Genomic DNA, 26105 nt, shown 5'->3' on the forward strand with positions numbered 1-26105 from the left:
AATGTCACCCGGCGTGTTTCCAGCGGTCGTGCGGCTGGCACGGCATCATCGGCGTATTCCTTGTTTCCCCTTGCTGGAAGCCGCTGTCATGAACCACAAGACCCGAATGCTTTCCTTCTCCGCTGCGGCCGTGCTGTCGCTGCTGGGTGCCGGTTGCGCGACCACCGGGCTGACCAATGCGCAGGAACTGGACCTATATCGCGCCCACGCAGGCGAACCGGTCAAGAGCTTCACTTTCTTCGGCCAGCTCAATGGCTGGGCGCCGCTGGGCGATACGGCGCTGGCGGTGTGGACGCGGCCGGGCCAGGCGTTCCTACTGGAACTGCCGGGGCGCTGCCTGGACCTGGATAGCGCACCGGCGATTACCGTGACCAACCAGGGCAGCCGGGTCTACGCAAGGTTTGATGACGTGCTGGTGCTGGGCGGGCTGCATAACAGCTTTCGCATGCCGTGCCGGATCGACACGATCCGCCCGCTGGATGTCAAAGCCCTGCGCCAGGCGCAGAAGTCCCTGCGTGAGGCCAAGGCGACTGAACGCAGCGGCGCGCCGACGACTCAGCCTTCCGGGACGTAACCGGCTGGTTTGTCGGCGCCTTCGCCGAACAGGAACTTGCGCAGTTCGGCTTCCAGGAACGCGCGGTCTTTCGGCGTACGGGGCGACAGGCGGTTTTCGTTGATCAGCATGGTCTGGTGGGCCAGCCACGCGGTCCAGCCGGCCTTGCCCGTGTTGGCGAAGATCTGCTGGCCGAGTTCGCCCGGGTACGGCACGTAATCCAGGCCTTCGGTTTCTTTTTTCTCGTACTGGCAGAACACGGTGCGGGGCATGTCAGGCGTCCAGAAGCTTGCGGATGGGCGCGGGCAGGCCCAGCGAAGCCAGTTCGCCGGGCGCCACCCAGCGCAGGTCGTCATTGTCGCCCACCGCGGCGCGCGCGGTCAGGCGGCCCCAGCGCAGTGGCTGCATGTGCAGGCGGTAGTGGGTGAAGGTGTGTGGGGTGTCGGGCAGTGCGTCGGCATCGTCGAAGGCGCCGTCCAGGTGCGCGTCGAACCAGTGCCGCGCGCCGGCCAGGTCGTCAGCCTGCGGCAGCGACCACAACTGCGCCCAGATGCCCACCGGAGGGCGCCGCTGCATCAGGATGCGGCCGGCAGTGTCGAAGGCCATCAGCATCACCGCGCTGCGTTCTGGCAGCGGTTTGCCGGGCTTGGGCGTCGGCAGGGCTTCGGTCAGGCCGTCGCGGAAAGCCACGCAGTCAGCCGAGATCGGGCACAGCAGGCAGGACGGATTGGCGCGCGTGCAGAGCGTCGCGCCGAAATCCATCTGCGCCTGGGTGTAATCGGCCAGGCGCGTGGCCGGCAGGTGCGCCTGCGCGAGCGCCCACAGTTGCTTCTCGTTGGCCGGCAATCCCGGCCAGCCGGCGATGCCGTGGACGCGGCTCAGCACGCGTTTGACGTTGCCATCCATGATCGGGAATGCGTCGCCCCAGGCCTGCGACAGGATCGCGCCGGCGGTGCTGCGGCCGATGCCGGGCAGGGCATGCAGGGCGTCGAAGTCGCGCGGCAGGTCACCGCCATGCAGCTCGACGCAGCGCTTGGCGGCGGCATGCAGGTTGCGGGCGCGGGCGTAGTAGCCCAGGCCGGCCCATTGCGCCATCACCTCATCCGACGTGGCAGCCGCCAGGTCGGGCAATGTCGGGAATGCGGCCAGGAAGCGCGCGAAGTACGGGATGACCACGCGCACCTGGGTCTGCTGCAGCATGATTTCCGACAGCCACACCCGGTAGGGCGTGCGTGGATGCTGCCAGGGCAGGTCGTGGCGGCCGTTCTGGTCGAACCAGCTCAGGAGCTTGGTGGCAAAGGTGTCGATGGCTGGCTCGCGCTGGCGTTTTGCGGCGGTTTGTAGAGTCGAGCTTGCTCGGCTCTACAGGCGCACTGCGATCAAGCGGCAGTGCCTAGCGCTTCCGGCAGCAGCGCATTGACGAAGGCTTCGGCATCGAACACGCGCAGGTCTTCCGGGCGCTCGCCGATACCGGCGTAACGGATCGGGATGCCGAACTCGCGGGCCAGGGCGAACACCACGCCGCCCTTGGCGGTGCCATCCAGCTTGGTCACCACCAGGCCGGTTACGCCGACCGCGGCATGGAACTGGCGCAGCTGCGAGAGCGCGTTCTGGCCGGTGGTGCCGTCGATGACCATCAGCACTTCGTGCGGCGCAGTGGGGTCCACCTTGCCCAGCACGCGGCGGATCTTGCCCAGTTCATTCATCAGGCCGGTCTGGGTGTGCAGGCGGCCGGCGGTGTCGGCGATCAGCACCTGGGTGCCACGGGCCTTGCCGGCCTGCAGCGCGTCGAAGGCGACCGAGGCCGCATCGGCGTTCTGCCCCTGCGCCACGACGGCCACGCCATTGCGTTCGCCCCAGGCCTGCAGCTGGGCCACGGCGGCTGCACGGAAGGTGTCGCCGGCGGCCAGCATCAGGCTGTGCCCCTCGTCCTTGAAGCGCTTGGCCAGCTTGCCGATGGTGGTGGTCTTGCCGACCCCGTTGACGCCGACGGTCAGCACCACGAAGGGCTTGGCCTGGGTGTCGATGACCAGCGGCACGGCCACCGGCTGCAGGATCGCAACCAATTCGGCGCGCAGCGCAGCCAGCAACGCGTTGGCATCGGCGAACTCACGCGCCTTCATGCGCTTGCGCAAGGATTCGACCAGCGCCGTGGTGGCACCAACGCCGACATCGGCGGTGATCAGCGCAGTCTCGATTTCGTCCAGCAGGTCGTCGTCGAGCTTCGGATTGCGCGAAAACAGGCCGCCAAAGCTTTTAGCGAACACGCTGCCGCGCAGGCGTTCGCGCCAACCGGACTTGCCGGCCGGCGCCGCGGGTTTTTCGGTCGTGGCGAAACTGGCGGGTGCCGGTGCGGGTGCTTCGATTGGGGGCGCGGCCGGCGGCGTCACGACTGGCGTTATCGGCGCAGCAGCAGGTGTTGGCGCCGGTTCGACGGCGACGGGCGAGGTCGAACCGGGAGCCGTGATGTCGGGCTGGCTCGGCTCGGCCAGCTCGAGCGCGGTCCGGGTGTCGATGGGCTGCGCTGCCGGTTCAGCGGCGTCCACCGCTTCGGCGGCATGCCGGGCCTGTTCGAGGGCGGTAGCGGCATCGGCCGGCGGGGCGGAGCTCGGACGGGCGTCGGGGAAGGCGGCGGCCAGTTCCTCGGTGCTGTAGCGCCGGGTGCTGCTGTCGGCCTGTGCGGCGTTTTCAGGCTTCTTTCGACGGAAAAAACTGACCATGGAGGCGGTATTTCTAAGGGGGCGCCATGCTACCACCCGGGCTGTAAGGCCCCGGCGCGGGTCGGGTGCGCGGCCGGCCCCACGCCGCCGGGCCTTCAGGGCCGGGTCTCCAGGGTTGGTGCTTCAGAGCTGGCCCTTGAGGGCGCGGTAGTCGCGCGGGGCCATGCCCACGGTGGCGCGGAACTGCCGCGCGAACGCGCTCTGGTCGGCAAATCCGCACTGCTGGCCGATGTTGGCGATGCTGTCCTCGCCGTGCAGCAGGCGCATGGCCGCCTCGATCCGCAGCTTGGTCAGCAGCTGCTGCGGGGTGACCTGGAACACCCGCCGGAAATGGCGTTCCAGCTGGGCCACGGACAGTTCGGCCAGGTTGGCCAGCGACTGCACCCGGATCTGCTCGTCGAAGTGGCTCTGCATGTAGTCCATGACCTTGCTCAGGCGCTCGAAGGCCGAGTGGCGGTTGTCCGGCTGGCCCAGGTCGCGCGAGATGCCGACCACGCCGGTCACTTCTTCGCCACGGCACAGCGGGCGCTTGAAGGTCAGGCACCAGCCGGGCATGCGGTTGGGATACAGGTGCACTTCGAGCTGGTTGTCGATGACCTCGCCACACAGCACGCGCCGGTCCTGCATGAGGTAGCTGCCACCCAGTGGAAGGGGGAAGACATCCAGCACCGTTCTGCCGATCACGTCGCCGCGCTGCTTGCGTCCCAGGCGCCGCACCAGGGTCAGGTTGCAGTGCGTGTAGCGCCCTTCCTGGTCCTTGATGAAGAAGACCACTTCGGGCAGCGCATCGAACAGGGCCTGCATTTCAAGGCCGGAAAGGTTGGCGTCCATCGGGTCCACTGGCTTTTTGCTGGGAAGTGCGTGCATCGATCCTAGCGCATAGGCGGTGCCGCCACGTGCCGGATGATTGTGCGGATTTCCGCATTCGCGGTCGGCATTCGGCGCTAGTCGCCGGCAAGCACCGGATGGGAGCATTCGTCCATGCACACGATAGACGTGATCGACTCCCACACCGGCGGCGAACCGACCCGCGTGGTCATCGCCGGATTCCCCGATCTGGGCCAGGGCAGCCTGGCCCAGCGCCGCGAGCGCTTCGGCCAGGCCTTCGACCACTGGCGCAGCGCGATCGCCTGCGAGCCGCGTGGCTCGGACACCATGGTCGGCGCACTGCTGCTGCAGGCGCTCGACCCGCGCGCCTGCACCGGGGTGATCTTCTTCAACAACGTCGGCTACCTGGGCATGTGCGGCCACGGCACGATTGGCGTGGTCCGCACGCTGGCCGAGCTGGGCCGGATCGGCCCGGGCCAGCACTGGATCGAGACGCCGGTCGGCCTGGTCGGGATCGAACTGGCCGAAGACGGCCGGGTCTCGATCGACAACGTCGAGAGCTATCGCCACGCGAAAGACGTGCCGGTGCAGGTGCAGGGTCATGGCGAAGTGCGCGGCGATATCGCCTGGGGCGGCAACTGGTTCTTCATCACCGGGCAGGCGCCGTGCACGATCGACCTGGCGCACCAGCGCGAGTTGACGGCCTACACCGAAGCGATCCGTCAGGCATTGGAAGCGGCCGGCATCACCGGCGCGCAGGGCGGCGAGATCGATCACATCGAAGTCAACGGTCCAGCCCCGGACGGCAGCGGCCAGGCGCGCAATTTCGTGCTGTGCCCAGGGCTTGCCTACGACCGCTCGCCCTGCGGCACCGGCACCAGCGCCAAGGTCGCCTGCCTGGCGGCCGACGGCAAGCTTGCCGAGGGTGATAGCTGGATCCAGCAGGGCGTGTTGGGCAGCGCCTTCGAGGCGAGCTACCGGATCGGCGAGCAGGGCATCCGCCCGCGCATCACCGGCACCGCGCACCTCACTGCGCGCGCGCAGCTGCTGATCGATCCGGCCGATGCGTTCGCCTGGGGCATCGGCGCGGAGCCCGTCGCGCAGGAATGAGCAGTTACGACCTCATCATCGTCGGCGCCGGCATTGTCGGAGCGGCCTGTGCGGAGGCCGCCGCATGCGAGGGCCTGCGCGTGGCCCTGGTCGAGCCTGGCCCGATCGGCGGTGGCGCCACGGCCGCGGCGATGGGGCACCTGGTGGCGATGGACGACGATCCGGCCGAGCTGGCGTTGTCGGCGTATTCGCTGCGGCTGTGGGAGCGCTACGCCGACGCTGAAGGAAGCCGAATTCAGCCGCTGCGGCACCCTGTGGGTGGCGCGCAACGCACGCGAGCTTGAGGCCGTGCCCGCCAAGATCGCGCGCCTGGCCACCGCCGGCCTGACCGCCGAGGTCGTCGATGCCGCGCAGCTCTATGCCCTGGAGCCGCAGCTGGCGCCAGGCCTGGCCGGTGGCATGCGCGTGCTGGGCGAGGCGGTGGTGTATCCGCCGCGGATGGCACGCCATCTGGTGGACGAGGCCTGCCAGTTGGGTGCGCGCCTGTTCGCTGGCCGACGCGTGGTCGAACTGCTCGCGCACGGCGTGCTGCTGGACGATGGCGAGCGCCTGTCCGGCCCGGTCCTGGTCGCCAGCGGGGTCGAGCTGCCGCAGCTGCTGCCCGAACTGCCGCTGCGCCCGCGCAAGGGCCAACTGGTGATCACCGACCGGCATCCGGGGCTGGTTCACCACCAGTTGCTGGAGCTGGGCTACGCCGATTCGGCCCATGGCGATGCCGAGACCAGCGTCGCCTTCAACGTCCAGCCGCGGCCGACCGGGCAGATCCTGATCGGCTCCTCGCGCCAGTTCAACGTCGCCGACCGCGAGGTCTCGATGCCGCTGTTGCGGCAGATGCTGGAGCGGGCCTTCGCGTTCGTGCCGGTGCTGCGCCAGCTGCAGGCGATCCGCGTGTGGACCGGCTTGCGGCCGGCCACGCCCGATGGGCGGCCGTATCTGGGCCCGGTGCCGGGGCGCCGCGATGTCTGGGTCGCCGCCGGCCACGAAGGCCTTGGCGTCACCACCGCGCTGGGCACCGCGCGGTTGATCGTCGATGGACTGTTGGGCCGGACGCCGATGATCGATCCAAGTCCCTATCTTCCCGAACGCGCAATCACCGGAGTCGCTGCATGAGCGGCGTGTTGGCATTGACCGTCGATGCGCGCCCGGTCTCGGTCCCCGTCGGTGCGACCGTCGCGGTTGCTGTCGCCCTGGCCGGCGGCCCGTTCCGTCAATCACGCAGTGGCCAGCCGCGCGCGCCGGTGTGCGGCATGGGCGTGTGCTTCGAATGCCGGGTGCGCATCGATGGCGTTGCCCAGCTACGTGCCTGCATGACCGTAGCGCGCGACGGCATGGAGGTCCGCACCGATGGCTGAGTCCAGTTGCCATTACGACGTGCTGGTGGTCGGCGCCGGTCCGTCCGGGCTGGCGGCCGCAAAGGCTGCGGCTTCGCACGGCGTACGCGTGGGCCTGGTCGATGCGCAGCCGCGCGGCGGTGGCCAGGTGTGGCGCCACGACCTGGCTCACGGCATCCCCGCTGCAGCGCGACGCGCATTGACCATCGTTGGTGACGGCCAGGTCGACTGGTTGCCGCAGACCCAGATCGTGATGGCCCAGGCGGATTGGCTGCTGGCCGATGGCCCGGCGGGCGCGCAGCGCCTGCATTACCGGCACCTGGTGCTGGCCACCGGCGCGCGCGAACTGCTGCTGCCGTTCCCCGGCTGGACCCTGCCCGGAGTGACCGGTGCCGGCGGCGCGCAGGCGCTGGCCAAACAGGGCTGGCCGCTGCAGGGCAAGCGCGTGCTGGTCGCCGGTAGCGGTCCGCTGCTGCTGGCCAGCGCCGCGACCCTGCGCCGCCACGGCGCCAGCGTGCTGGGCATCCACGAGCAAGCCCCGCTGGCGGCGCTGGCCGGCTTCGCGCTGCGCCTGCCGCGCTGGCCGGGCAAGGCTGCCCAGGCGCTGGCCCTGCAGTTTCAACTGGCCGGCATCGGCTACCACCGCGACAGCGTGGTGGTGGCCGCCCATGGCGGGGACCAGCTGCGCGAGGTCGAGATCGAAGGCCCGCATGGCCGGCGCCGCATCGCCTGTGATCAGCTCGCGGTCGGTTATGGCCTGGTCCCCAATACCGAACTGGCCGAGCTGCTCGGCTGCCGGCTCGACACACCCGGCGCGCATCCGCAGGTCGCGGTCGATGCGCAGCTGCGCACCAGCGTGGGCCGCGTGTTTGCCGCGGGCGAAGCGCTGGGCATCGGCGGGCGCGATTGCGCCCTGGTCGAAGGCGCCATCGCCGGCCACATGGCCGCCGGTGCGCCCGCCGCCGCCGACGCCCTGCAGCCGGCCCGCCGCCGCGCGCGTGCCTTCGCCGCGCTGCTGGGCGACACCTTCGCCCTGGCCACGCGCGTCCGCGCGCTGGCCAAGGACGACACCCTGGTCTGCCGCTGCGAGGACGTACCGCTGGGTGCGCTGCGCGGCTTTGCCGACCTGCGCGACGCCAAGTTGGCCTCGCGCTGCGGAATGGGCGCCTGCCAGGGCCGCATCTGCGGGACCGCACTGGCCGAACTGGGCCTGGGCGGCGCCGCACGTTCCTCCGATGGCGGCCGCCGGCCGCCGTTGTTCCCGGTCCGCCTCGCGGCGCTGACCGACTCCTTCACCGACGACTCGCAAGGGATACAGCCATGAGCAATGCCACCTTCTGGAAGGGCGTCCTGCCCGCCATCACCACCCCGTTCAACGCCGACGGCAGCGTCGACCATGGCTTCCTGGGCCGCCACGCGCTGGAGATGGTTGATGCCGGCTGCACCGCGATCGTGCCACTGGGCTCGCTGGGCGAGGCCGCCACGCTGAGCTTCGACGAGAAGGTCGCGATCATCCAGACCCTGGTCAAGGCCGTCGCCGGCCGCGTGCCAGTGGTACCGGGTATCGCCGCGCTGTCCACCGACGAGGCCGTCAGGCTGGCCCAGGCCGCCAAGACCGCCGGTGCCGGCGGCCTGATGGTGCTGCCGGTGTACGTCTACACCTCCGACTGGCACGAGGCCTCGGCCCACGCCCGCGCCGTGCTGGGCGCCACCGACCTGCCGTGCATCCTCTACAACAATCCGGTCGCCTACCGCACCGACATCCTGCCCGCGCAGATCGCGCAGCTGGCATGCGAATTCCCCAACCTGCAGGCGGTCAAGGAGTCCTCCGGCGAGATCCGTCGCTTCGCTGCGATCAAGGAACTGCTGGGCGACCGCCTGGTGCTGCTGGTCGGCATGGACGACGCGATCGTCGAAGGCCTGGCCATGGGCGCGCAGGGCTGGATCGCCGGCCTGGTCAACGCCTATCCGGTCGAGTCGGTCAAGCTGTTCGAACTGGCCCGCGACGGGGGCTATGCCGCGGCCGCCGAGCTGTACAACTGGTTCCTGCCGCTGCTGCGCCTGGACACGGTGCCCAAGTTCGTCCAGCTGATCAAACTGGTCCAGGCCAAGGTCGAACTGGGCAGCGAGACCGTGCGTGCGCCGCGCCTGGTGGTCGAAGGTGCCGAGCGCGAGGCGGCACTGAAGGTCATCGACCACGCCATCGCGACCAAGCCGGCGCTGTGATCCAACGCCGCGCTCCCGTCGGGTGCGCGGCGAGGGACGGGTGAGCTGCGTGCCTGTGGTGCGCGTTTGACCCGTCCTGCTTCCGCCCGTGCAGGGCGCCTGCTTCCGCTGGAGGCAGGGACACCACCTGAGCTGTGAGAGATCCGATGAACGAAGCGATCCAACCCATCCTGCTGGCCGGCCAGTGGCAGCCCAGCCTGGGCACCACCGGCCACTTCCGCGCGGCCGACCCGACCACGGGCGAAGCGATCGGCCCGGTGTTCCCGTTCAGCGGCGCGGCCGATGTGGAAGCGGCGGTGACCGCCGCCAGTGCCGTGGCCGCCGAACTGGCCGCAGCGCCAGCGGAGCGGATTGCGGCGTTCCTCGACGCCTACGCCGATGCGCTCGATGCCGATGCCGACACGCTGGTGGCCCTGGCCGCAGCGGAGACCGCACTGGCGGCACCGACGCGCCTGCGCGGCAACGAACTGCCGCGCACCAGTGGCCAGCTACGCCAGGCCGCCCAGGCCGTGCGCAGCTATGGCTGGACCCAGCCGACCATCGACACTGCGGCCGGCCTGCGCGCGCACCTGGCGCCACTAGGCAAGCCGGTACTGGTGTTCGGCCCCAATAATTTCCCGTTCGCCTTCAATGCGATCGCCGGCAGCGACTTTGCTTCGGCGATGGCCGCGCGCAATCCGGTGATCGCCAAGGCGCACCCGCTGCACCCGGCCACCAGCCAGCGCATGGCCCAGCTGGCGCATACCGCGCTGCTGGCCAGCGGCCTGCCTGCGGCCGCAGTGCAGCTGCTCTACCAGTTCGACAACGCGATCGGCCTGAGGCTGGCCGGCGACCGCCGCCTGGGCGCGATCGGCTTCACCGGCAGCCGTGCCGGCGGACTGGCGCTGAAGGCCGCTGCCGATGCGGTGGGCACGCCGTTCTATGCCGAGCTGTCCAGCGTCAACCCGGTCTTCATGCTGCCCGGCGCGCTGGCCGAACGCGGCCCGGCGCTGGCGCAGGAATTCTTCGCATCCTGCACGCTGGGTAGCGGCCAGTTCTGCACCAATCCGGGCGTGGTGATCGTGCCTCGCTCGGTTGAAGGCGATGCCTTTGTGGCAGCGACCACGACGCACTTCACAAGCGCCGCGCCGATGGTGTTGTTCTCGCAGGGCGGCGTGGACCATGTCGCCGCTGGCGTCGCGGCGCTGCAGGCAGCCGGCGCCAGCGTGCTGGCGGGTGGCGCGGTCGGGCAGGGTGCGGGCTTCCGCTATGCGCCGACCCTGCTGCAGGTGGATGCGATGGATTTCATCGCCCGGCCGCAGGCGTTGCAGGCCGAGGCCTTCGGCCCGGTCAGCCTGCTGGTCCGGGTCGAGGACCAGGAGGCGATGGTCGCCGTCGCTGCGGCGTTCGAAGGCAACCTTACCGGCACGCTCTACCGTGCCACCGATGGCAGCGACGATGCCGCCTGGCAGGCCATCGCACCGGTACTGCGCGCACGCGTCGGTCGCCTGATCAATTCCAAGATGCCCACCGGCGTGGCCGTCAGTGCCGCGCAGAACCACGGTGGCCCGTTCCCCAGCACCGGCCATCCGGGCTTCACCGCCGTGGGCATGCCGGGGTCGATCCATCGCTTCGCCGCGCTGCACAGCTACGACGGGATTCCCGACGCGCTGCTGCCGGTTGAACTGCGCGATGCCAATCCGGGCGGCGTGCAGCGCAGCGTCGATGGCACCTGGACCACGGCCGATATCGGTGGCGCGGCATGAGCGCGCAGATCGGCCACCTCAGTCTTGCCGACGCGCAGGCCCAGCTGCAGCCGTGGACCCAGCGGGCAGCGGCGATCACGGCTGTCGAATACCAGCAGCGCATCGATCATGCGCGCGCGCTGATGCGCGAACAGGGCGTGGACGTGCTGCTGGTCAACGCCGGCACCTCGCTGCGCTATTTCGCCGGCGTGCCGTGGGGTGCCAGCGAGCGCCTGGTCGCGCTGTTGATCACCGCCAGCGGCGAACCGCTGCTGGTGTGCCCGGCGTTCGAGGAAGGCTCGCTTGATGCGGTGCTGAAGATCCCCGCCGGCAAGGCCCTGTGGCAGGAACACGAAGATCCGTACGCGCTGGTCGCTCGGGCCATGGCCGAGCGCGGCGCGCGCACGCTGGGGCTGGATCCTGGTGCGGCGCTGTTCATCCACACCGGCCTGCGTGCGCATCTGGATGTGTCGGCGATCAGCGATGCCGGCGTGATCATCGACGGCTGCCGCATGTGCAAGTCGCCGGCCGAACTGGCGTTGATGCAACAGGCCTGCGACATGACCCTGCTGGTGCACCGCCTGGCCGCCGGCATCGCCCGCGAGGGCATCGGCACCGACGAACTGGTGCGCTTCATCGACCAGGCCCATCGTGCGCTGGGGGCGGACAACGGCTCGACCTTCTGCATCGTGCAGTTCGGCCAGGCCACCTCTTTCCCGCACGGCATTCCCGGCGTGCAGCACCTGCGCGCCGGCGAGTTGGTGCTGATCGACACTGGCTGCACCGTGCAGGGCTACCACTCGGACATCACCCGCACCTGGATCTTCGGCACGCCCAACGCGCAGCAGCAGCGGATCTGGCAGCTCGAACACGACGCACAGGCCGCAGCATTTGCCGCGGTGCGCCCGGGCGTCACCTGCGCCTCGGTCGACGACGCGGCGCGTGCGGTGCTTGAAGCCGCCGGCCTGGGCCCGGACTACTGCCTGCCGGGCCTGCCGCATCGCACCGGCCACGGCTGCGGCCTGGCGATCCACGAGGCGCCGTACCTGGTGCGTGGCAATGCCACCGTCCTGCGGCCGGGCATGTGCTGTAGCAACGAACCGATGATCGTGGTGCCGGGCGCGTTCGGCGTGCGGCTGGAAGACCATTTCTACGTCACCGACGCCGGCGCGCAGTGGTTCACGCCACCGTCGCCGGCCATCGACCGGCCTTTCGCATGACGGCCTGCCGATGTGTGGCATGCGCGGCAACCGCGCAATCGCCTGCACCAGGCAGGCTTTGAACCCTGATATCTGCTACCGGAGTGCGCGCATGACCCTGTTCCGTCCCCTCGTCGTCGGTGTGCTTGCAGCGGCACTGTTCACGGCCTGCCAGCCCACGCCGTCCGCGGCTTCTGGCGATGCGCCCAAGGCTGTCGCGGTCGATCCCGCGCAGGCGGCCCAGGCCTTCGATGCGCTGCTGGACCAGCAGTGGCAGTACCAGCTTGAACACAGTCCGGAGTTCGCCAGCATCATCGGCGACCGGCGCTACAACGATCGCTGGACCGATTACTCGCTGGCTGCGGTGCAGGCCGATCGCGCGGCCACCGTCGACCTGCTGGCGCGCTTCCAGGCCGTCGATGCCAAGGCACTGGACGAGCAGCGCCAGCTGAGCCTGCAGATGATGCTGCGCCAGCTGCAGGACAAGCTGACCGGCATCGACCTGAAGACCTACGAGATGCCGCTGGAACCGGTCGGCGGCATCCAGCTGGCGCTGGCGGGACAGGGCGATGCGTTCCCGTTCGAGACCGCCAAGGACTACCGGGACTACATCAAGCGCCTGCAGGCGATCCCGGCGTTGCTGGACCAGGTGATCGAGGTCTCGCGCCAGGGCGCCAAGGACAAGCTGACCCAGCCGCGCTACCTGCTGGAGCGCCTGCCGGAACAGATCGCCAAGATCGCCGCGCCGGCCGGCGCCGACAGCGCCTTCGCCTCGCCGCTGAAGCAGCTCGACAAGGCCGTGCCCGATGCTGCCGAACGTGAGGCGCTGCGCCAGCAGCTGATCGCCGCGGTCGATGATTCGGTGCGGCCGGCCTATACGAAACTGGCGGCGTTCGTGAAGGACGAATACGCCGCGCAGGGCCGCGAACATGAAGGCCTCTGGTCGCTGCCCGATGGCGACAAGCGCTACCTGTTCGCCATCCACACCCAGACCACCAGCGACAAGACGCCCGAGCAGATCCACCAGATCGGCCTGGACGAAGTCGCCCGGATCGAAGGGGAGATGACCAAGATCGCCAAGGCCCAGGGGTATCCCGATCTGGCCAGTTTCCGCAAGGCGGTGGCCGGCGACAAATCGCACTTCGCAAAGAACAGCGCGCAGATCCTGGACCTCTATCGCGGCTACATCGCCGGGATGGAGCCGGAGCTGCCCAAGCTGTTCGGCCACCTGCCCAAGACGCCGCTGGAAGTGCAGGGCATGCCGGCCTTCCGCCGTGAGGCGCCCGGTGCCGAGTACTGGCAGAGCAATCCGGAAGGCACCAAGCCGGCCATCGTGATGGTCAACGCCAACGATGCCACCGACCGCACCCTGGTCAACATCGAGACCACGGCCTATCACGAAGGCGTGCCGGGCCATCACCTGCAGATCTCGCTGGCCCAGACCCTGCCGTTGCCACCGTTCCGCCAGCAGGCCGGCTACAACGCCTTCATCGAAGGTTGGGCGCTGTACGCCGAGCAGCTAGCAGGCGAGGTGGGTTTCTACAAGGACCCCTATAGCGAATACGGGCACCTGGCAGGCGAGCTGTTGCGCGCGAACCGCCTGGTGCTGGACACCGGCGTGCACGCCAAGCACTGGACGCGCCAGCAGATGGTGGATTTCTTCCACGCCCATCCGTCCGACGACGAACCCAGCATCCAGGCCGAAACCGACCGCTACATCGTCTGGCCAGGCCAGGCGCTGGGCTACAAGCTGGGCGAACTGGAGATCCTGTCGCTGCGCGCCAAGGCCCAGCAGGCGCTGGGCGACAGGTTCGACATCCGCGCCTTCCATGACGCCATCCTCGGCGGTGGCGCGATGCCGCTGGACCTGCTCGATGCCCGCATCGATGCCTGGATCGCGCAGACCCAGGCCGCACCGGCGACGCCGGCCTCCAGCACCCGCAAGGACACGCCATGATCGCGTCTCGTTCCCGCCTGTCGCTGGCCCTGCTGGTGACGCTCGCCGCCGGTCCGCTCGTGCACGCGCCACAGGCGCTTGCCGCGCCAGCGGCGGCCAGCACCGCACCGGCCACCGATGCCGCTGCGCGCTTCAAGGCGCTGTCTACGCGCGAATGGACCTGGCGCCAGGAACAGAGCGCCGGCGCCGACGACGAGAACGGTGATAGCCGCGCCGCCGACCATCTGCCCAAGGTCGACCTGGCCACCCAGACCATGCGCACCGCCTACTGGCAGCAGGTGATGGGTGAACTGGACGCGATCCCGCAGGCACAGCTGTCGGCTGAGGACCAGGTCAACTACCAGGTCTACCGGCAGCAGATCGAGGTGTTGCTGGACCAGCAGCACTTCCGCGCCTGGGAGATGCCGTTCAACAGCGACACCGCGTTCTGGAGCAACCTGGGCTTCACCGCGCGCAGCACCCTGCACAACGCCGACGATTACCGGCGCTACCTGAAGCTGCTGGCCGACATCCCGCGCTATTTCGACGAGCAGACCACCAACATGCGCGCCGGCCTGACACGCGGCTTCAGCCAGCCGCGGGTGACCCTGACCGGGCGCGACCAGTCGATCGCCGACGTGGCCGACGCCGAGGGCGAGGCCAACCTGTTCTACACGCCGTTCAAGCAGATGCCGGCCAGCATTCCGGCCGCGCAGCAGGCGCAGCTGCGGCAGCAGGCGCTGGCGGCGATTTCCGGCAGCGTGATCCCGGCCTACGACAAGTTGCTGGGCTTCATGCGCAACGAGTACATGCCGCACGCACGCACCACGCTCGCCGGCGAAGCATTGCCCGACGGCAAGGCGTATTACCGCGCGCAGATCCGCGAGTTCGTCACCGAGGACATGGATCCCGAGCAGATCCACCGCATCGGCCTGCAGGAAGTGGCGCGCCTGCGCAAGGAGATGCAGCAGGTGATGGACGAGGTGGGCTTCAAGGGCAGCTTCGGCGACTTCTTGACCTTCCTGCGCACCGACCCGCAGTTCTACGCCAAGACCCCGCAGGAGCTGCTCGACCATGCTGCCTGGATCGCCAAGTCGATGGACGGCAACCTGGGCAAGTTCTTCGGCCGGGTGCCGCGCCAGCGTTTCACCATCAAACCGGTGCCCGACGACCTGGCGCCGTTCTACACCGGTGGCCGCGGCGGCATGGATACCTACTGGCTCAACACCTACAACCTGCCGTCGCGCCCGCTGTACGTGCTGCCGGCGCTGACCCTGCACGAGTCCTCGCCCGGCCATTCGCTGCAGATGTCGCTGGCGGCCGAGGACACTGGCCTGCCGGACTACCGCCGCTACAACTACATCTCCGCCTATGGCGAGGGCTGGGCGCTGTACTGCGAATACCTGGGCCAGGAGATGGGCATGTACACCACGCCCTACGAGCGGTTCGGCTACCTGACCTACCAGATGTGGCGTGCGGCGCGGCTGGTGATCGACACCGGCGTGCACCACGAGGGCTGGACCCGCGACCAGGCGCTGGCCTACCTGCGCGACAACGCCGCGTTGAGCGAGCACGAGATCACCACCGAGGTCGACCGCTACATCGCCTGGCCGGGCCAGGCGCTGTCGTACTACCTGGGCGAGCTGGAGATCCTCAAGCTGCGTGGGAAAGCCGAGGCGGCGCTGGGCGAGAAGTTCGACATCCGCCATTTCCACGATGCGGTGCTGTCGCTGGGCTCGGTGCCGCTGCCGGTGCTGGATGCGCGCATCGACCGCTTCATCGCCGAAGGCGGCGCCTCGCCCTGGGCCGACCCGAGCCCCTGACGCTCCCATCGTCCTGCGGTCGCGACGCGCCTGTGGCGCGCGTGGCGCAGGCCAGACACCACGCTGCAGCGAGGCATCCATGGCACCACAAGGCAAGTTCCAGAAACATCTCAGCCTGACCGACCTGACCTTCATCGGGCTGGGTTCGATCTTCGGCTCGGGCTGGCTGTTCGCCGCCAGCCACGTGGCTTCGATCGCCGGGCCGGCCGGCATCGTGTCGTGGATCGTCGGCGGCGTCGCGGTGTTCCTGCTCGGCCTGGTCTATTGCGAGCTGGGCGCGGCGCTGCCGCGTGCCGGCGGGGTGGTGCGCTATCCGGAGTATTCGCACGGCAGCCTGCTGGCCTGGCTGACCGGCTTCATCACGTTGATCGCCTTCTCCAGCCTGATCGCAATCGAGGTGGAGGCCTGCCGCCAGTACGCGGCGGCCTGGTTCCCGTCCTTGAGCCAACCGGGCGGCAGCCATCCCACCCTGGCAGGCTGGCTGCTGCAGTTCGCGCTGCTGGTGGTGTTCTTCCTGCTCAATTACTTCAGCGTCAAGACCTTCGCGCTGGCCAACAACATCATCAGCGTATTCAAGTTCCTGGTGCCGCTGCTGGTGATCGTGCTGCTGCTGTCCCACTTCAACGGCGACAACCTGCACGTGCAGGGCTTCGCCCCCAGCGGTGCGGCCGGCGTGGAGGCCGCCATCTCGGCCGGCGGCATCATCTTCGCCTACCTGGGTCTGACGCCCATCGTGTCGGTGGCCAGCGAGGTGCGCGACCCGCAGCGCACGATCCCGATCGCACTGATCCTGTCGGTGGCCGTGTCCACGGTGATCTACGTGCTGCTGCAGCTCTCGTTCCTGGGCGCGGTTCCGGCCGGGCAGATCGCGGGGGGCTGGGCCGGGACCGACAAGGCCTTCGCGTTGCCGTACCGCGACATCGCGATGGCGCTGGGCATGGGCTGGCTGGCCACGCTGGTGGTGTGCGATGCGGTGGTCTCGCCCAGCGGCACCGGCAACATCTACATGAACGCCACGCCGCGCGTGGTCTACGGTTGGGCGCGCAGCAGCGGCTTTGCTCCGGTGCTGACCAAGGTGGATCCCAAGTCGGGCATCCCGCGCCCGGCGCTGTGGCTGAGCTTCGGCCTGTCGGTGTTCTGGACGCTGCCGTTTCCCTCATGGGAAGCCCTGATCGGCGTGGTCTCGGCCGCGTTGGTGCTGAGCTATGCGATCGCACCGGTGACGGTGGCGGCACTGCGCCGCAGCGCGCCGGGGCTGGACCGTCCGTTCCGGGTGAAAGGGCTGGCAGTGCTGGGGCCGCTGTCGTTCAGCGTGGCGGCATTGATCGTGTATTGGTCGACCTGGGCCACGGTGTCCTGGCTGCTCGGCTTGCAGGTGTTGGTCTATGCGATCTACGTGCTGTCGCGCCTGCCCTCGCCGCAGGCGCGCGTGCGCGTGCTGCGCCAGGTGCGGTGCTCGGCCTGGCTGATCGCGTTCTTCCTGCTGGTGATGCTGGTGTCGTACCTGGGCACGTTCGGCGGCATCGGCGTGATCGCCCACCCTTGGGACACCTTGTGCGTGGCGGTGATCGCCTTCGGCATCTACCACTGGGGCGCGCGCACCGGACTGCGCAGCGACGAGCTGGCGCTGGAAGAAGACGACGGCGCGTGATCGGCCGCTTGCGGGTCACGCGAGGCGGATCGTCATGGCGCTTGGTCTTGCAGGCTTCGCGCTGTTGGTCGGAACGGATTGCGACTTGTTGAACGTGCCTGGCGGCGAATGCACGGTTGGCCGTTCGACCGGGCCGATCGATGACGTCACGCGCCGGCAGTACGACTTCTTCGTCTGGCGCCTGCAGGGCGCCGGCATACCGTACTGGAATGACCCCAAGGAGAACGCACGATGAGCCATCGTGGATCACTGGCGCCGATGCCGAAGCCCCCTCGGCGGTCGCGCGCGCTTGCCGTTGCCGGCCTGCTGCTGTGTGGCCTGCTTGCATCGGCCGCATCGGCCGAACAGATGCCGCGTTTCGTCACCGAGCATGGGCGCCATGCCCTGCTGGTCGATGGGGCGCCCTACACGGTGCTCGCCGCGCAGCTGCATAACTCCTCGGCCTGGCCGGCGGTGTTGCCGGGCGCGCTCGACCAGGTGCTGGCGCTGCACGCGAACACGGTCGAGGCGCCGGTTTACTGGGAGCAGTTCGAGCCCGCGCCCGGCCAGTACGACACCACCAACGTCGATGCCCTGGTCGAACAGGCGCGCAAGCGCGGCCTGCGCGTGGCGCTGCTGTGGTTCGGCAGCTGGAAGAACGGCCAGATGCATTACATCCCGGCGTGGATGAAGCGCGATGCCGCCACCTATCCGCGTGCGCTGGACGAACGCGGCCAGCCGGTCGAGGTGCTGTCGCCCTATGCCCCGGCCAATGTCGAAGCCGACAAGCGTGCGTTCACCGCGCTGATGCAGCACCTGCGCAAGATCGACGGGGAGCGCCACACCGTGATCCTGGTGCAGGTGGAGAACGAACCGGGCACGGTCGGCACAGTGCGCGATCACGGCGCCGCTGCCGATGCTGCCTTCGCCCAGCCGGTGCCTGCGGGGATCACGGCAAGACTCGGCAAGCCCGCCGGCACCTGGCAGCAGGTGTTCGGCCCCGATGCAGAGGAAGCCTTCAACGCCTACGGCACCGCCAGCTACATCGAACAGGTCGCCGCCGCCGGCAAGCGCGCCTACGACATGCCGATGTACGTCAACACCTGGCTGCGCTACAAGGGCAAGAAATTCCCGGGCCTGGACTACCCATCCGGCGGGGCCACGGTGAACGTGTTCGACCTGTGGCGTGCAGCCACCCCGTCGATCGATTTCATCGGCACCGACATCTACACCAGTGACTACAGCGAATACACCAAGGTGATCGGCCAGTACGCGCGGCCCGACAATCCGGCCTGGGTGTCGGAGACTGGCTTCGAGCCCGCCACCGCGCCGTATCTTTTCCATGTGCTGGGGCAGGGTGGGATCGGCTTTTCGGTGTTCGGCATGGATGGTGCGGATTCGCCGGAAAAACAGGCCGCCACCACTGCCCACGCGGCCAACTTCGGCCAGCTCGCGCCGTTGCAGCGGATCGTGGCCAGGGCCGCGTTCGAGGGCCGTTTGCAGGCCGTGGCCGAGCAGCCCGGCCAGCCGCAGCGCACGCTGCGCTTCGGTGACTGGGAGGTGCGCGTGTCCTACGGCGCGCCGTACTGGGGCGATGCCGATCCGATCCTGCCGGGCAACGCCGATCACGCCGGGCGCCTGCTGGTGGTGCAGACCGCACCGGACCAGTTCCTGCTGACCGGGTTCGCCGCGCGCGCCGAATTCGTGCGCGTGGCCAAGGACACGCTGCATGGCCAGCTGCTCCGCGTGGAGCAGGGACGCTACGTGGACGGCCGCTGGGAACTGGAGCGCGTGCTCAACGGCGACCAGACCGATTACGGCCTCAACTTCGTCCGCAACGCGCCACCGGTACAGCGGGTCACGGTCGGCACCTACTGACCGCCCGTCGTGCGTCGCTGCGCAGATCGCGCGGCACTTGTGCGAAAACCCGCATCGAGGCGATGCGGGGATGACAAGACGTCGTCGCGCCAGCCACGCACGATGCAGGCTGTTCCCGCATCAGGCATCGATCACATGGATCGCAGACATTTCCTGCGTCACGGCGTGGCCGCCACGGCCGCCGTCGGCCTTCTTCCCGCCGTGCCTGCCCTGGCGGCCGGTTCGCCCGCCGCAACGGCTGCGCCGGCGCTACCTGCGCCGACCTTGCGACCGGCCGCCACGGTCGAGCTGTCCGGCCTGGAGATGCTGTGCGCGTTCGACCACCGCGGCCGTGCGTGGACCGTGCACGAAGACTTCCGCACCGGGCAGGGCGCGCTGGTGCTGGCCTGCGCCGATGGCGTGCTCGACCTGAGCAAGCGCACCGAGGCGGTCTGGGGCAGCGCGGCGACGCCGTACTTCGGCCTGCCGCTGGCGCAGGTGGCCATGGCCGAGGCCGACCTGTTGGCCGACCGCCTGCTGGCCGACGGCGATCCGCGCGAGGACCAGGTGCGCGATGTCGCCCCGCCGCCGGCCTCGCGCCTTGACCCCAAGGACTACAACGGCCGCCTGCCGTGGACCACCTTCGTGGGCACCGCGCAGGGCATCGAAACCATGCAGATCTACCCGGACGGCCGCAGCCGCACCTACCGGGCGATCCAGTCCTTTCCCGAGCTGGCCGATGCCGACAAGGTCGCCCATCGCGACGAGGGCCTGCTCGGTGGCTGGATGCCGGCGGTGCACAAGGTGGTGCCGGCCGGCGAAGGTCGCTGGTACGACCTGCTGGTATTCGCCGATGTCGATGCGCAGGACCGGTTCGTGGTCCAGACCTGGCATCGTGCGGTGCTGGTGGAACACGGCAAGCCGGTGCGCACCGTGTACGGCTACAGCTATCCGGACTACCCGCCGCGACGCGGGCCGGCCACCGCCGAGGCGTTCTATCGCGGCGTGATCGACTTTGCCGCCAGCTGGCAGGCACGCCTGGCCGATACCAGTGCGCTGCAGCTGCCCGATGCAAGCTGGGCGGACCTGGCGCGGTTTGCCTTCGCGCGCGAACTGGTGGTGCGCCCGGGCGGGGTGTATCCCAAATACGGCGCGGTCGAACGCGACTACGCCGGCAACGAGTACGACGGTTTCCAGGACACCTTCACCAGTTCGCTCTACGCCAACCTGGAATGGGGACGCTTCGAGCAGGCGCGCGCCGTGCTGGACAACTACCTGTCCGAGTACACCCAGGACGACGGCGTGGTGAACATGCGCGGGCCGGAGACCGGGCAGTTCGGCCTGACCCTGTCGCTGCTGGCGCGCTACCTGCGCTACACCGGTGATGCCGCGTTGTTGCGCAAGCACCAGGGCAAGATCGTCGCCACCGCGCAGCTGCTGGTCGAGCTGCACGAGGTGGCACTGGCGTTGCCCAAGGACGACCGCGGCCATGGGCTGATCCATGGCTGGAGCGAGTCCGATGCCTGCCTGTATCCGGACCCGACGCTGTGGTGGAAGCCGTATTTCGGCAACAGCGCCCTGGCCATCCGCGGCTGGGAAGACATCGCCGCGGTGTGGCCGGCGCTCGGCGGCGACCGCCAGCAGTCCGCACGCTGGCAGGCACGCGCCACCCAGCTGCGCGCGCGCCTGTTGCAGTCGATCCGGGGCGACATCCGCCGCGACCTGACGCCGGCCTACCTCGGTCCACTGCCGGGCACCAGGGAGACATTCCGCCAGGCCATGTCGCAGGAAGATCCCAGCAAGAGCGAGCAGCTGTGGTCGCACCGCGCCTACGCCGAACTGCTGCAGGCCGACGTGTTGCCGCCGGACCTGGCCCACCTGGTGATCGACTGCCTGCGCGGCCATGGCGGCACCACGCTGGGCATCGTCTCCAACATCTGGAAGCCCGAGCCGGAAGGTCGCGACATCCTGGGCTTCATTTCCTACGGCCACGCCCAGCAGCTGTTGCGCCTGGACCGGGTCGAGGAATACCTGCTGTTCCTCTACGCACATCGTTACCAGGTGCATACGCGCGGTAGCTGGACTGCGGGCGAGGTGGCCGGCATCACCGGCGGCATGCCACTGTTCTGCATGCCGGCGCAGATGACCGTGCCGCTGCTACTGCGCTGGATGCTGGTGTTCGACCAGGACGATGCGCTGTACCTGGGGCGTGCGGTGCCGCGCGACTGGTTGGCCAGCGGCGCGCCGATCGAGATTGCCGACGCGCCCACGCCATGGGGCAAGGTCGGGCTGAAGCTGCAGGCCGACACGACCGCCAAGCGCGTGGTTGCCACGGTGCGCCTGCCGGCCTCGCGCCCGGGCGAGGTGTGGCTGAGCCTGCGCGTGCCGCGCGGTACGGTGCTCAAGCAGGTGCGCGTGGATGGCGTCGTGGTCCAGCCTGTCGGCCCGCACCGCGATCGCGTCGCCTTGCCGGCTTCGCTGTCGGCCGTCGTGCAGGTGGAGGCGGACTACGCCTGAGGCATAGCGCGTTGCAATGCGCGGAAAGTGCCGATTTCCGCATCGCCAGCCGTGCTTGCGCACAAGACGTGGCTGGCGCTGCTGGCGATAGTCGATTCCTGCGTTGTCCGTCCATTCGCGCGGCCAAGGCCTGCCGTGCGCTGTCCTCCACAGGAGTCCTTGTCCATGTTCGCAACCGCCCGCATCGCCGCCGTCCCGTCATCGCAAGGTGGGCTGGCATGAGCGTCGATCACGGCCATGCCTGCGCCGGTGGCGAGATGGCGATCACCGACCCGGCGCGTCGGCGCTTCCTGCAGTGGAGCGCGCTGGCGATGGCCGCCGGCCTGCTGCGCTTTCCGCTGGACGCGGCCGCGTCGGTCGCCGGCAAGGTCACCGCCGTGCCGCTGCAGGACGTGCGGCTCAAGCCGTCGCTGTTCCTGGACTCGTTGCTGGTCAACCGCCGTTATCTGTTCGAAATCGAGCCGGACCGGCTGCTGCACAACTTCCTGCAGTACGCCGGCCTGCCGCCCAAGGGCGAGGTCTATGGCGGCTGGGAAGGCGACACCATCGCCGGGCACACGCTGGGCCATTACCTCAGCGCACTGTCCAAGCTTTACGCACAGACCGGCGACAGGGAGGTCAAGACGCGCATCGACTACATCGTGGCCGAACTTGCGCGCGCCCAGGCGCAGGACGCCGATGGCTATGTCGGCGGCCTGACCCGCAAGACCGACGCGGGCAAGATCGAAGGCGGCAAGGCCGTGTTCGAGGACATCCGGCGTGGTGCGGTCAAGGGCAGCGCGTTCAACATCAATGGCAGCTGGTCGCCGCTGTATACGGTGCACAAACTGTTCGCCGGTCTGCTCGATGCCGATGAACTCGCTGGCAGCACGCAGGCGCTGTCGGTGCTGACCCCGCTGGCGGCTTACCTGGCCGGCGTGTTCGATGCGCTGGACCACGAGCAGATGCAGACCCTGCTGGATACCGAGTTCGGCGGCCTCAACGAGTCCTACATCGCGTTGGGCGCACGCACCGGCGATGCGCGCTGGATCGCCATCGGCAAGCGCCTGCGCCACGACAAGATCATCGACCCGACCATCGCCGGCAAGGACGACCTGCCGCACCACCACGCCAACACCCAGGTGCCCAAGTTCATCGGCGAGGCGCGGCAGTTCGAGGTGGCGGGCGATGCGGATGCGGCCGCTGCGGCGCGTTTCTTCTGGGAGACCGTCACTACGCACTACAGCTATGTGATCGGCGGCAATGCCGACCGCGAATACTTCCAGCAGCCCGATACGATTTCCGCGTTCCTGACCGAGCAGACCTGCGAGCACTGCAACAGCTACAACATGCTCAAGCTGACCCGGCACCTGTACCAGTGGACGCCGCAGGCGCGCTACTTCGACTATTACGAGCGCACGCTGCACAACCACACCATGGCCGCGCAGCATCCTGCGACCGGCATGTTCACCTACATGACCCCGATGATCACCGGTGGCGAGCGCGGGTTCTCCGATAAGTTCGATTCGTTCTGGTGCTGCGTGGGCAGCGGCATGGAGGCGCACGCGCAGTTCGGCGATTCGATCTACTGGCAGGACGGGCAGTCGCTGTACGTCAATTTGTACATTCCGTCGAAGCTGGACTGGAAGGAAGGCGAGCTGGCGCTGGAGCTGGACAGCGGCGTGCCGCACAACGGCCAGGTGCGCCTGCAGGTCACGCGCGCTGGTGCGCAGGCGCCGCGGCGCCTGCTGCTGCGGATTCCCGCCTGGTGCGAAGGGCGTTACACGCTCAGGCTCAACGGCCGCAAGGCCGTGGCCAAGGCGAGCGAGGGCTACGCAGTGCTGGAGCGTAGCTGGCGCGCCGGTGATGTGGTCGAGCTCACCTTAGCGACGCCGCTGCGTCTGGAACATGCGGCCGGCGACCCTGACAGTGTGGTGGTGATGCGCGGCCCGCTGGCGCTGGCCGCCGACCTGGGCCCGGTCAGCGAACCCTACGACGCGCCCGATCCGGCCCTGGTCGCCGATGTCTCGCCGCTGTCCGGTTTCGTTGCGCTGCCGGAGCCCGGGCGCTTCCTGGCCAGCACCACGCGGCCGCAGGCGCTGGAATTTTCGCCGTTCTACGCCCAGTACGACCGGCGCAGCGCGCTGTACTTCAAGCAGATGGATTCGCAGCAGTGGGCTAGCGAGGCGCAGCGCCGCACACGCGACAAGGCCGAGCACGCCGCGTTGCTGGCCAGCGCAGTGGACATGATCCAGTTCGGCAACGAGGCCTCTGAAAAGGCGCACAAGCTGAGCAGCGACACCTCGTTCGGCGGCGCCTATCGCCGCCAGGAATGCCGCGATGTGCGCGGCAAGGGTTTCGTCGAATTCCAGATGCAGGGCAGCGACAAGCCGCTGGTGCTGCGGCTGCGCTTCTGGGGCAGCGACAAGGGGCGCTTCAACATCCTCATCGACGGCAAGCTTGCCGTCGAGGTGAAGGTCGAGCGCGGGCAGGTGATCGATTTCGTCGACCACGACTATCCGTTACCGCCGGCACTGACGGCTGGTGGCAAGGCGCTGACCTTCCGGTTCGAGCCGCAGCACGGCGATACCGCTGGGCCGCTGTTCGGTGGCTGGCTGATCCCGGCCTGAGCCTGCAGGCCGCGCGCGCCCGCGACGCAGTCTTTCCCATCCGAGCACAGGAGGCCCGCGATGCCGCGACTGGACCTGGAAGTTTCCCCGCGCGCCATGCGCGTGCTTGCCGGCCTGGCGCTGGTCCTGGGCAGTGCCGCGTTTGCCGGCTGCGCGCATGCGCCGGTGGTCGATCGGCAGGCGCGCCAGGCGCCCACGCCGGCGCCTCTGGCTGGCGTCTGGGTGTTTGCGCAGGGCCCGGCGTTTCCCGGGCCGCGCTACATGCGTATCGCGCTGAAGGACGGCCAGTGGCAGGGGTACATCACCACCGACTGGTATGGCGATATACCGATGGACAAGCTTCGCGTCGAAGGCGACGTGGCGCATTTCGAGATCGACAACGGCAATGCCAAGCTGCCGGTGCGGCCCTGGACGGCGACGCTGGATGGTGGACAGGTGCAGGTGGTGGGACGGATCTGGGACGAGCAGGTCGACATCGTCGGCCAGCGCGGCGGCGAAGCCGACGCAGCGCGGCTGGCGTTCCCAAGTGAAGCCTTGCCAGCGCTGCGGTCGCTGAGGCCGGACGGGTTGATGGCGACGCCGCCGATGGGCTGGAGCAGCTGGAACACCTTCGCCGACCGGATCGACGATGCCACCATCCGCGGCATCGCCGATGCGATGGTCCGCAGCGGCCTGCGCGATGCCGGCTATCGCTACATCAACATCGACGACGGCTGGCAGGGCACGCGCGGCGCCGACGGCGTGCTGCAGCCCAATGCGCACTTCCCGGACATGAGGGCACTGGCCGATTACGTCCATGCCAAAGGACTCAAGCTGGGCATCTACAGTTCGCCCGGTCCGAAAACCTGCGCCGGCTATACCGGCAGTTACGGCCACGTCGAGCAGGACGCGCGGACCTGGGCTGGCTGGGGCATCGACTACGTCAAGTACGACCTGTGCTCGGGCGAGGGTATCTTCCGCACGCCGACCCAGGTGCGACAGGCCTATCTGAAGATGGGCCTGGCCCTGCGCGCAACGGACAGGCCGATCGTCTACAGCCTGTGCCAGTACGGTCGCGATCATGTCGGCCGCTGGGGGCGCGAGGTCGGCGGACATCTGTGGCGGACCACGGGCGACATCGAGGACGCCTATCCGGTGATGTCCGGCATCGGCTTCGACAGGAATGGGGGCGCCGCCGATGCAGGGCCGGGCGGATGGAATGACCCGGACATGCTTGAGGTCGGCAACGGCGGCATGTCCGAAGACGAATACCGCACCCACATGAGCCTGTGGGCACTGTCGGCCGCGCCGCTGCTGCTGGGCAACGACCTGCGCCGGATGACGCCAGCCACGCGCAAGCTGTTGCTCAACCCCGCAGTCATCGCCGTGGACCAGGACGTGCTGGGCGTGCAGGGTACGCAGGTCCGCCGCGAGGGCGACATCGCGCTGTGGCGCAAGCCGATGGCCGATGGTTCGGTGGTGCTGGGCCTGTTCAACCGTGGCGCGGTAGCGGGCAGGATCGCGGTTTCGCCTGCCGATGCCGGGTTCACACCAGGTGCGTGGCAGGTCCGCGACCTGTGGTCGGGCAAGCGCCTGGATCCGCATATCGCCGAGTTTCAGGTGGTGGCGCATGGCGCCACCTTGCTGCGGGCCTGGCCACATCCTGGCGCAGCTGCGAAGCATCAGTGACCGCGCGCGCGTCGCCACGACGCGCGACATTGCGCCGTGCGGGTTTCCGCATGGAAACGCGGCAAATGCGACAAGACGCTGCATGAGCAGGCCGGCATTGTGACCGTGTGATGAAAATGGCCTGAAGCGGGGCGTGCAGCGAGGGGGCTGCGGCACAGGCGCTCCACCGAAGGCATTTTTCATCGTCGGCCCGGCAGCCCATGCCGGCAGGCAATTACTCCGAACCAACCGATCCGCTGGCATGCGCCGGTGCGGGGACGCTTTGTCCCGAGTCCGGCGCTCCACATCCAACCGAGGAATTCCAGAAATGACGCCACGTCCGTCCCACCTCCTCTCTACGCGCCATGCACTGGCCCCGCGCCGACCACTGACCG

General features: G+C 68.9%; 19 protein-coding genes and 1 pseudogene. 16 read left to right on the forward strand and 4 right to left on the reverse strand.

Features of this window, described 5'->3' with window-relative positions; genetic code table 11:
- Positions 1-88: 88 nt before the first annotated feature.
- Positions 89-574, forward strand: coding sequence for a DUF6491 family protein (locus tag O8I58_RS18975; RefSeq protein ID WP_298319522.1), 486 nt, complete (start codon positions 89-91; stop codon positions 572-574).
- Here the strand turns inward: O8I58_RS18975 and O8I58_RS18980 are convergent.
- From O8I58_RS18980 to O8I58_RS18995, 4 genes are all read right to left on the reverse strand, one after another.
- Complete coding sequence (locus tag O8I58_RS18980) at positions 556-825, reverse strand: oxidative damage protection protein (RefSeq protein WP_298319524.1); 270 nt, start codon at positions 823-825, stop codon at positions 556-558. The two genes, O8I58_RS18975 and O8I58_RS18980, sit on opposite strands and share 19 nt — an antisense overlap.
- A gap of 1 nt (position 826) precedes the next feature.
- Positions 827-1861 carry an A/G-specific adenine glycosylase gene (mutY, locus tag O8I58_RS18985; protein WP_298323205.1) on the reverse strand — a complete coding sequence of 345 codons (1035 nt, stop codon included), beginning with the start codon at positions 1859-1861 and terminating at the stop codon, positions 827-829.
- 71 nt (positions 1862-1932) lie between these two features.
- The gene (ftsY, locus tag O8I58_RS18990) at positions 1933-3273 is read right to left on the reverse strand and encodes a signal recognition particle-docking protein FtsY (protein WP_298319526.1); all 1341 of its coding nucleotides are present in this window, start codon (positions 3271-3273) and stop codon (positions 1933-1935) included.
- Positions 3274-3396: 123 nt separating this feature from the next.
- Positions 3397-4113, reverse strand: coding sequence for an AraC family transcriptional regulator (locus O8I58_RS18995; RefSeq protein WP_298323208.1), 717 nt, complete (start codon positions 4111-4113; stop codon positions 3397-3399).
- Between the two features lie 141 nt (positions 4114-4254).
- Between O8I58_RS18995 and O8I58_RS19000 the strand changes: the two genes are divergently transcribed.
- The 15 genes and pseudogenes from O8I58_RS19000 to O8I58_RS19070 all read left to right on the forward strand — a co-directional run bounded on the left by O8I58_RS19000 (position 4255) and on the right by O8I58_RS19070 (position 25731).
- Positions 4255-5211: a proline racemase family protein gene (locus O8I58_RS19000; protein WP_298319528.1), complete on the forward strand. Its 957-nt coding sequence runs from the start codon at positions 4255-4257 to the stop codon at positions 5209-5211.
- Positions 5208-6321, forward strand: a pseudogene (locus O8I58_RS19005) (FAD-dependent oxidoreductase). The gene O8I58_RS19000 and the pseudogene O8I58_RS19005 overlap by 4 nt, the downstream one beginning before the upstream one ends.
- Entirely contained in the window at positions 6318-6563 is a 246-nt protein-coding gene (locus O8I58_RS19010; RefSeq protein WP_298319530.1) for a 2Fe-2S iron-sulfur cluster-binding protein, read from the forward strand. The pseudogene O8I58_RS19005 and the gene O8I58_RS19010 overlap by 4 nt, the downstream one beginning before the upstream one ends.
- Positions 6556-7866, forward strand: a complete 1311-nt coding sequence (locus O8I58_RS19015; protein ID WP_298319532.1) for an FAD-dependent oxidoreductase — start codon at positions 6556-6558, stop codon at positions 7864-7866. The genes O8I58_RS19010 and O8I58_RS19015 overlap by 8 nt, the downstream gene beginning before the upstream one ends.
- Positions 7863-8768 carry a dihydrodipicolinate synthase family protein gene (locus O8I58_RS19020; RefSeq protein ID WP_298319534.1) on the forward strand — a complete coding sequence of 302 codons (906 nt, stop codon included), beginning with the start codon at positions 7863-7865 and terminating at the stop codon, positions 8766-8768. The genes O8I58_RS19015 and O8I58_RS19020 overlap by 4 nt, the downstream gene beginning before the upstream one ends.
- 146 nt (positions 8769-8914) lie before the next feature.
- The gene (locus O8I58_RS19025; RefSeq protein WP_298319536.1) at positions 8915-10513 is read left to right on the forward strand and encodes an aldehyde dehydrogenase family protein; all 1599 of its coding nucleotides are present in this window, start codon (positions 8915-8917) and stop codon (positions 10511-10513) included.
- Positions 10510-11712 carry a M24 family metallopeptidase gene (locus O8I58_RS19030; RefSeq protein ID WP_298319538.1) on the forward strand — a complete coding sequence of 401 codons (1203 nt, stop codon included), beginning with the start codon at positions 10510-10512 and terminating at the stop codon, positions 11710-11712. Before O8I58_RS19025 ends, O8I58_RS19030 begins: the two co-directional genes overlap by 4 nt.
- A gap of 91 nt (positions 11713-11803) precedes the next feature.
- Positions 11804-13648: a DUF885 domain-containing protein gene (locus O8I58_RS19035; protein WP_298319540.1), complete on the forward strand. Its 1845-nt coding sequence runs from the start codon at positions 11804-11806 to the stop codon at positions 13646-13648.
- Entirely contained in the window at positions 13645-15450 is a 1806-nt protein-coding gene (locus tag O8I58_RS19040) for a DUF885 domain-containing protein (RefSeq protein ID WP_298319541.1), read from the forward strand. The genes O8I58_RS19035 and O8I58_RS19040 overlap by 4 nt, the downstream gene beginning before the upstream one ends.
- 79 nt (positions 15451-15529) lie before the next feature.
- Positions 15530-17101 carry an APC family permease gene (locus O8I58_RS19045; RefSeq protein WP_298319543.1) on the forward strand — a complete coding sequence of 524 codons (1572 nt, stop codon included), beginning with the start codon at positions 15530-15532 and terminating at the stop codon, positions 17099-17101.
- An 85-nt stretch (positions 17102-17186) separates the two neighbouring features.
- Positions 17187-17336, forward strand: coding sequence for a hypothetical protein (locus tag O8I58_RS19050; RefSeq protein WP_298323232.1), 150 nt, complete (start codon positions 17187-17189; stop codon positions 17334-17336).
- Positions 17333-18958, forward strand: a complete 1626-nt coding sequence (locus O8I58_RS19055) for a DUF5597 domain-containing protein (protein ID WP_298319545.1) — start codon at positions 17333-17335, stop codon at positions 18956-18958. Before O8I58_RS19050 ends, O8I58_RS19055 begins: the two co-directional genes overlap by 4 nt.
- A gap of 135 nt (positions 18959-19093) precedes the next feature.
- Complete coding sequence (locus O8I58_RS19060; protein WP_298319547.1) at positions 19094-21454, forward strand: Tat pathway signal protein; 2361 nt, start codon at positions 19094-19096, stop codon at positions 21452-21454.
- Between the two features lie 218 nt (positions 21455-21672).
- Positions 21673-24063, forward strand: a complete 2391-nt coding sequence (locus O8I58_RS19065) for a glycoside hydrolase family 127 protein (protein ID WP_298319548.1) — start codon at positions 21673-21675, stop codon at positions 24061-24063.
- A gap of 60 nt (positions 24064-24123) precedes the next feature.
- Positions 24124-25731, forward strand: a complete 1608-nt coding sequence (locus O8I58_RS19070; protein WP_298319549.1) for a glycoside hydrolase family 27 protein — start codon at positions 24124-24126, stop codon at positions 25729-25731.
- Positions 25732-26105 lie beyond the last annotated feature (374 nt).

The sequence above is a fragment of the Pseudoxanthomonas sp. genome (genome assembly GCF_027498035.1).
Taxonomy (GTDB): domain Bacteria; phylum Pseudomonadota; class Gammaproteobacteria; order Xanthomonadales; family Xanthomonadaceae; genus Pseudoxanthomonas_A.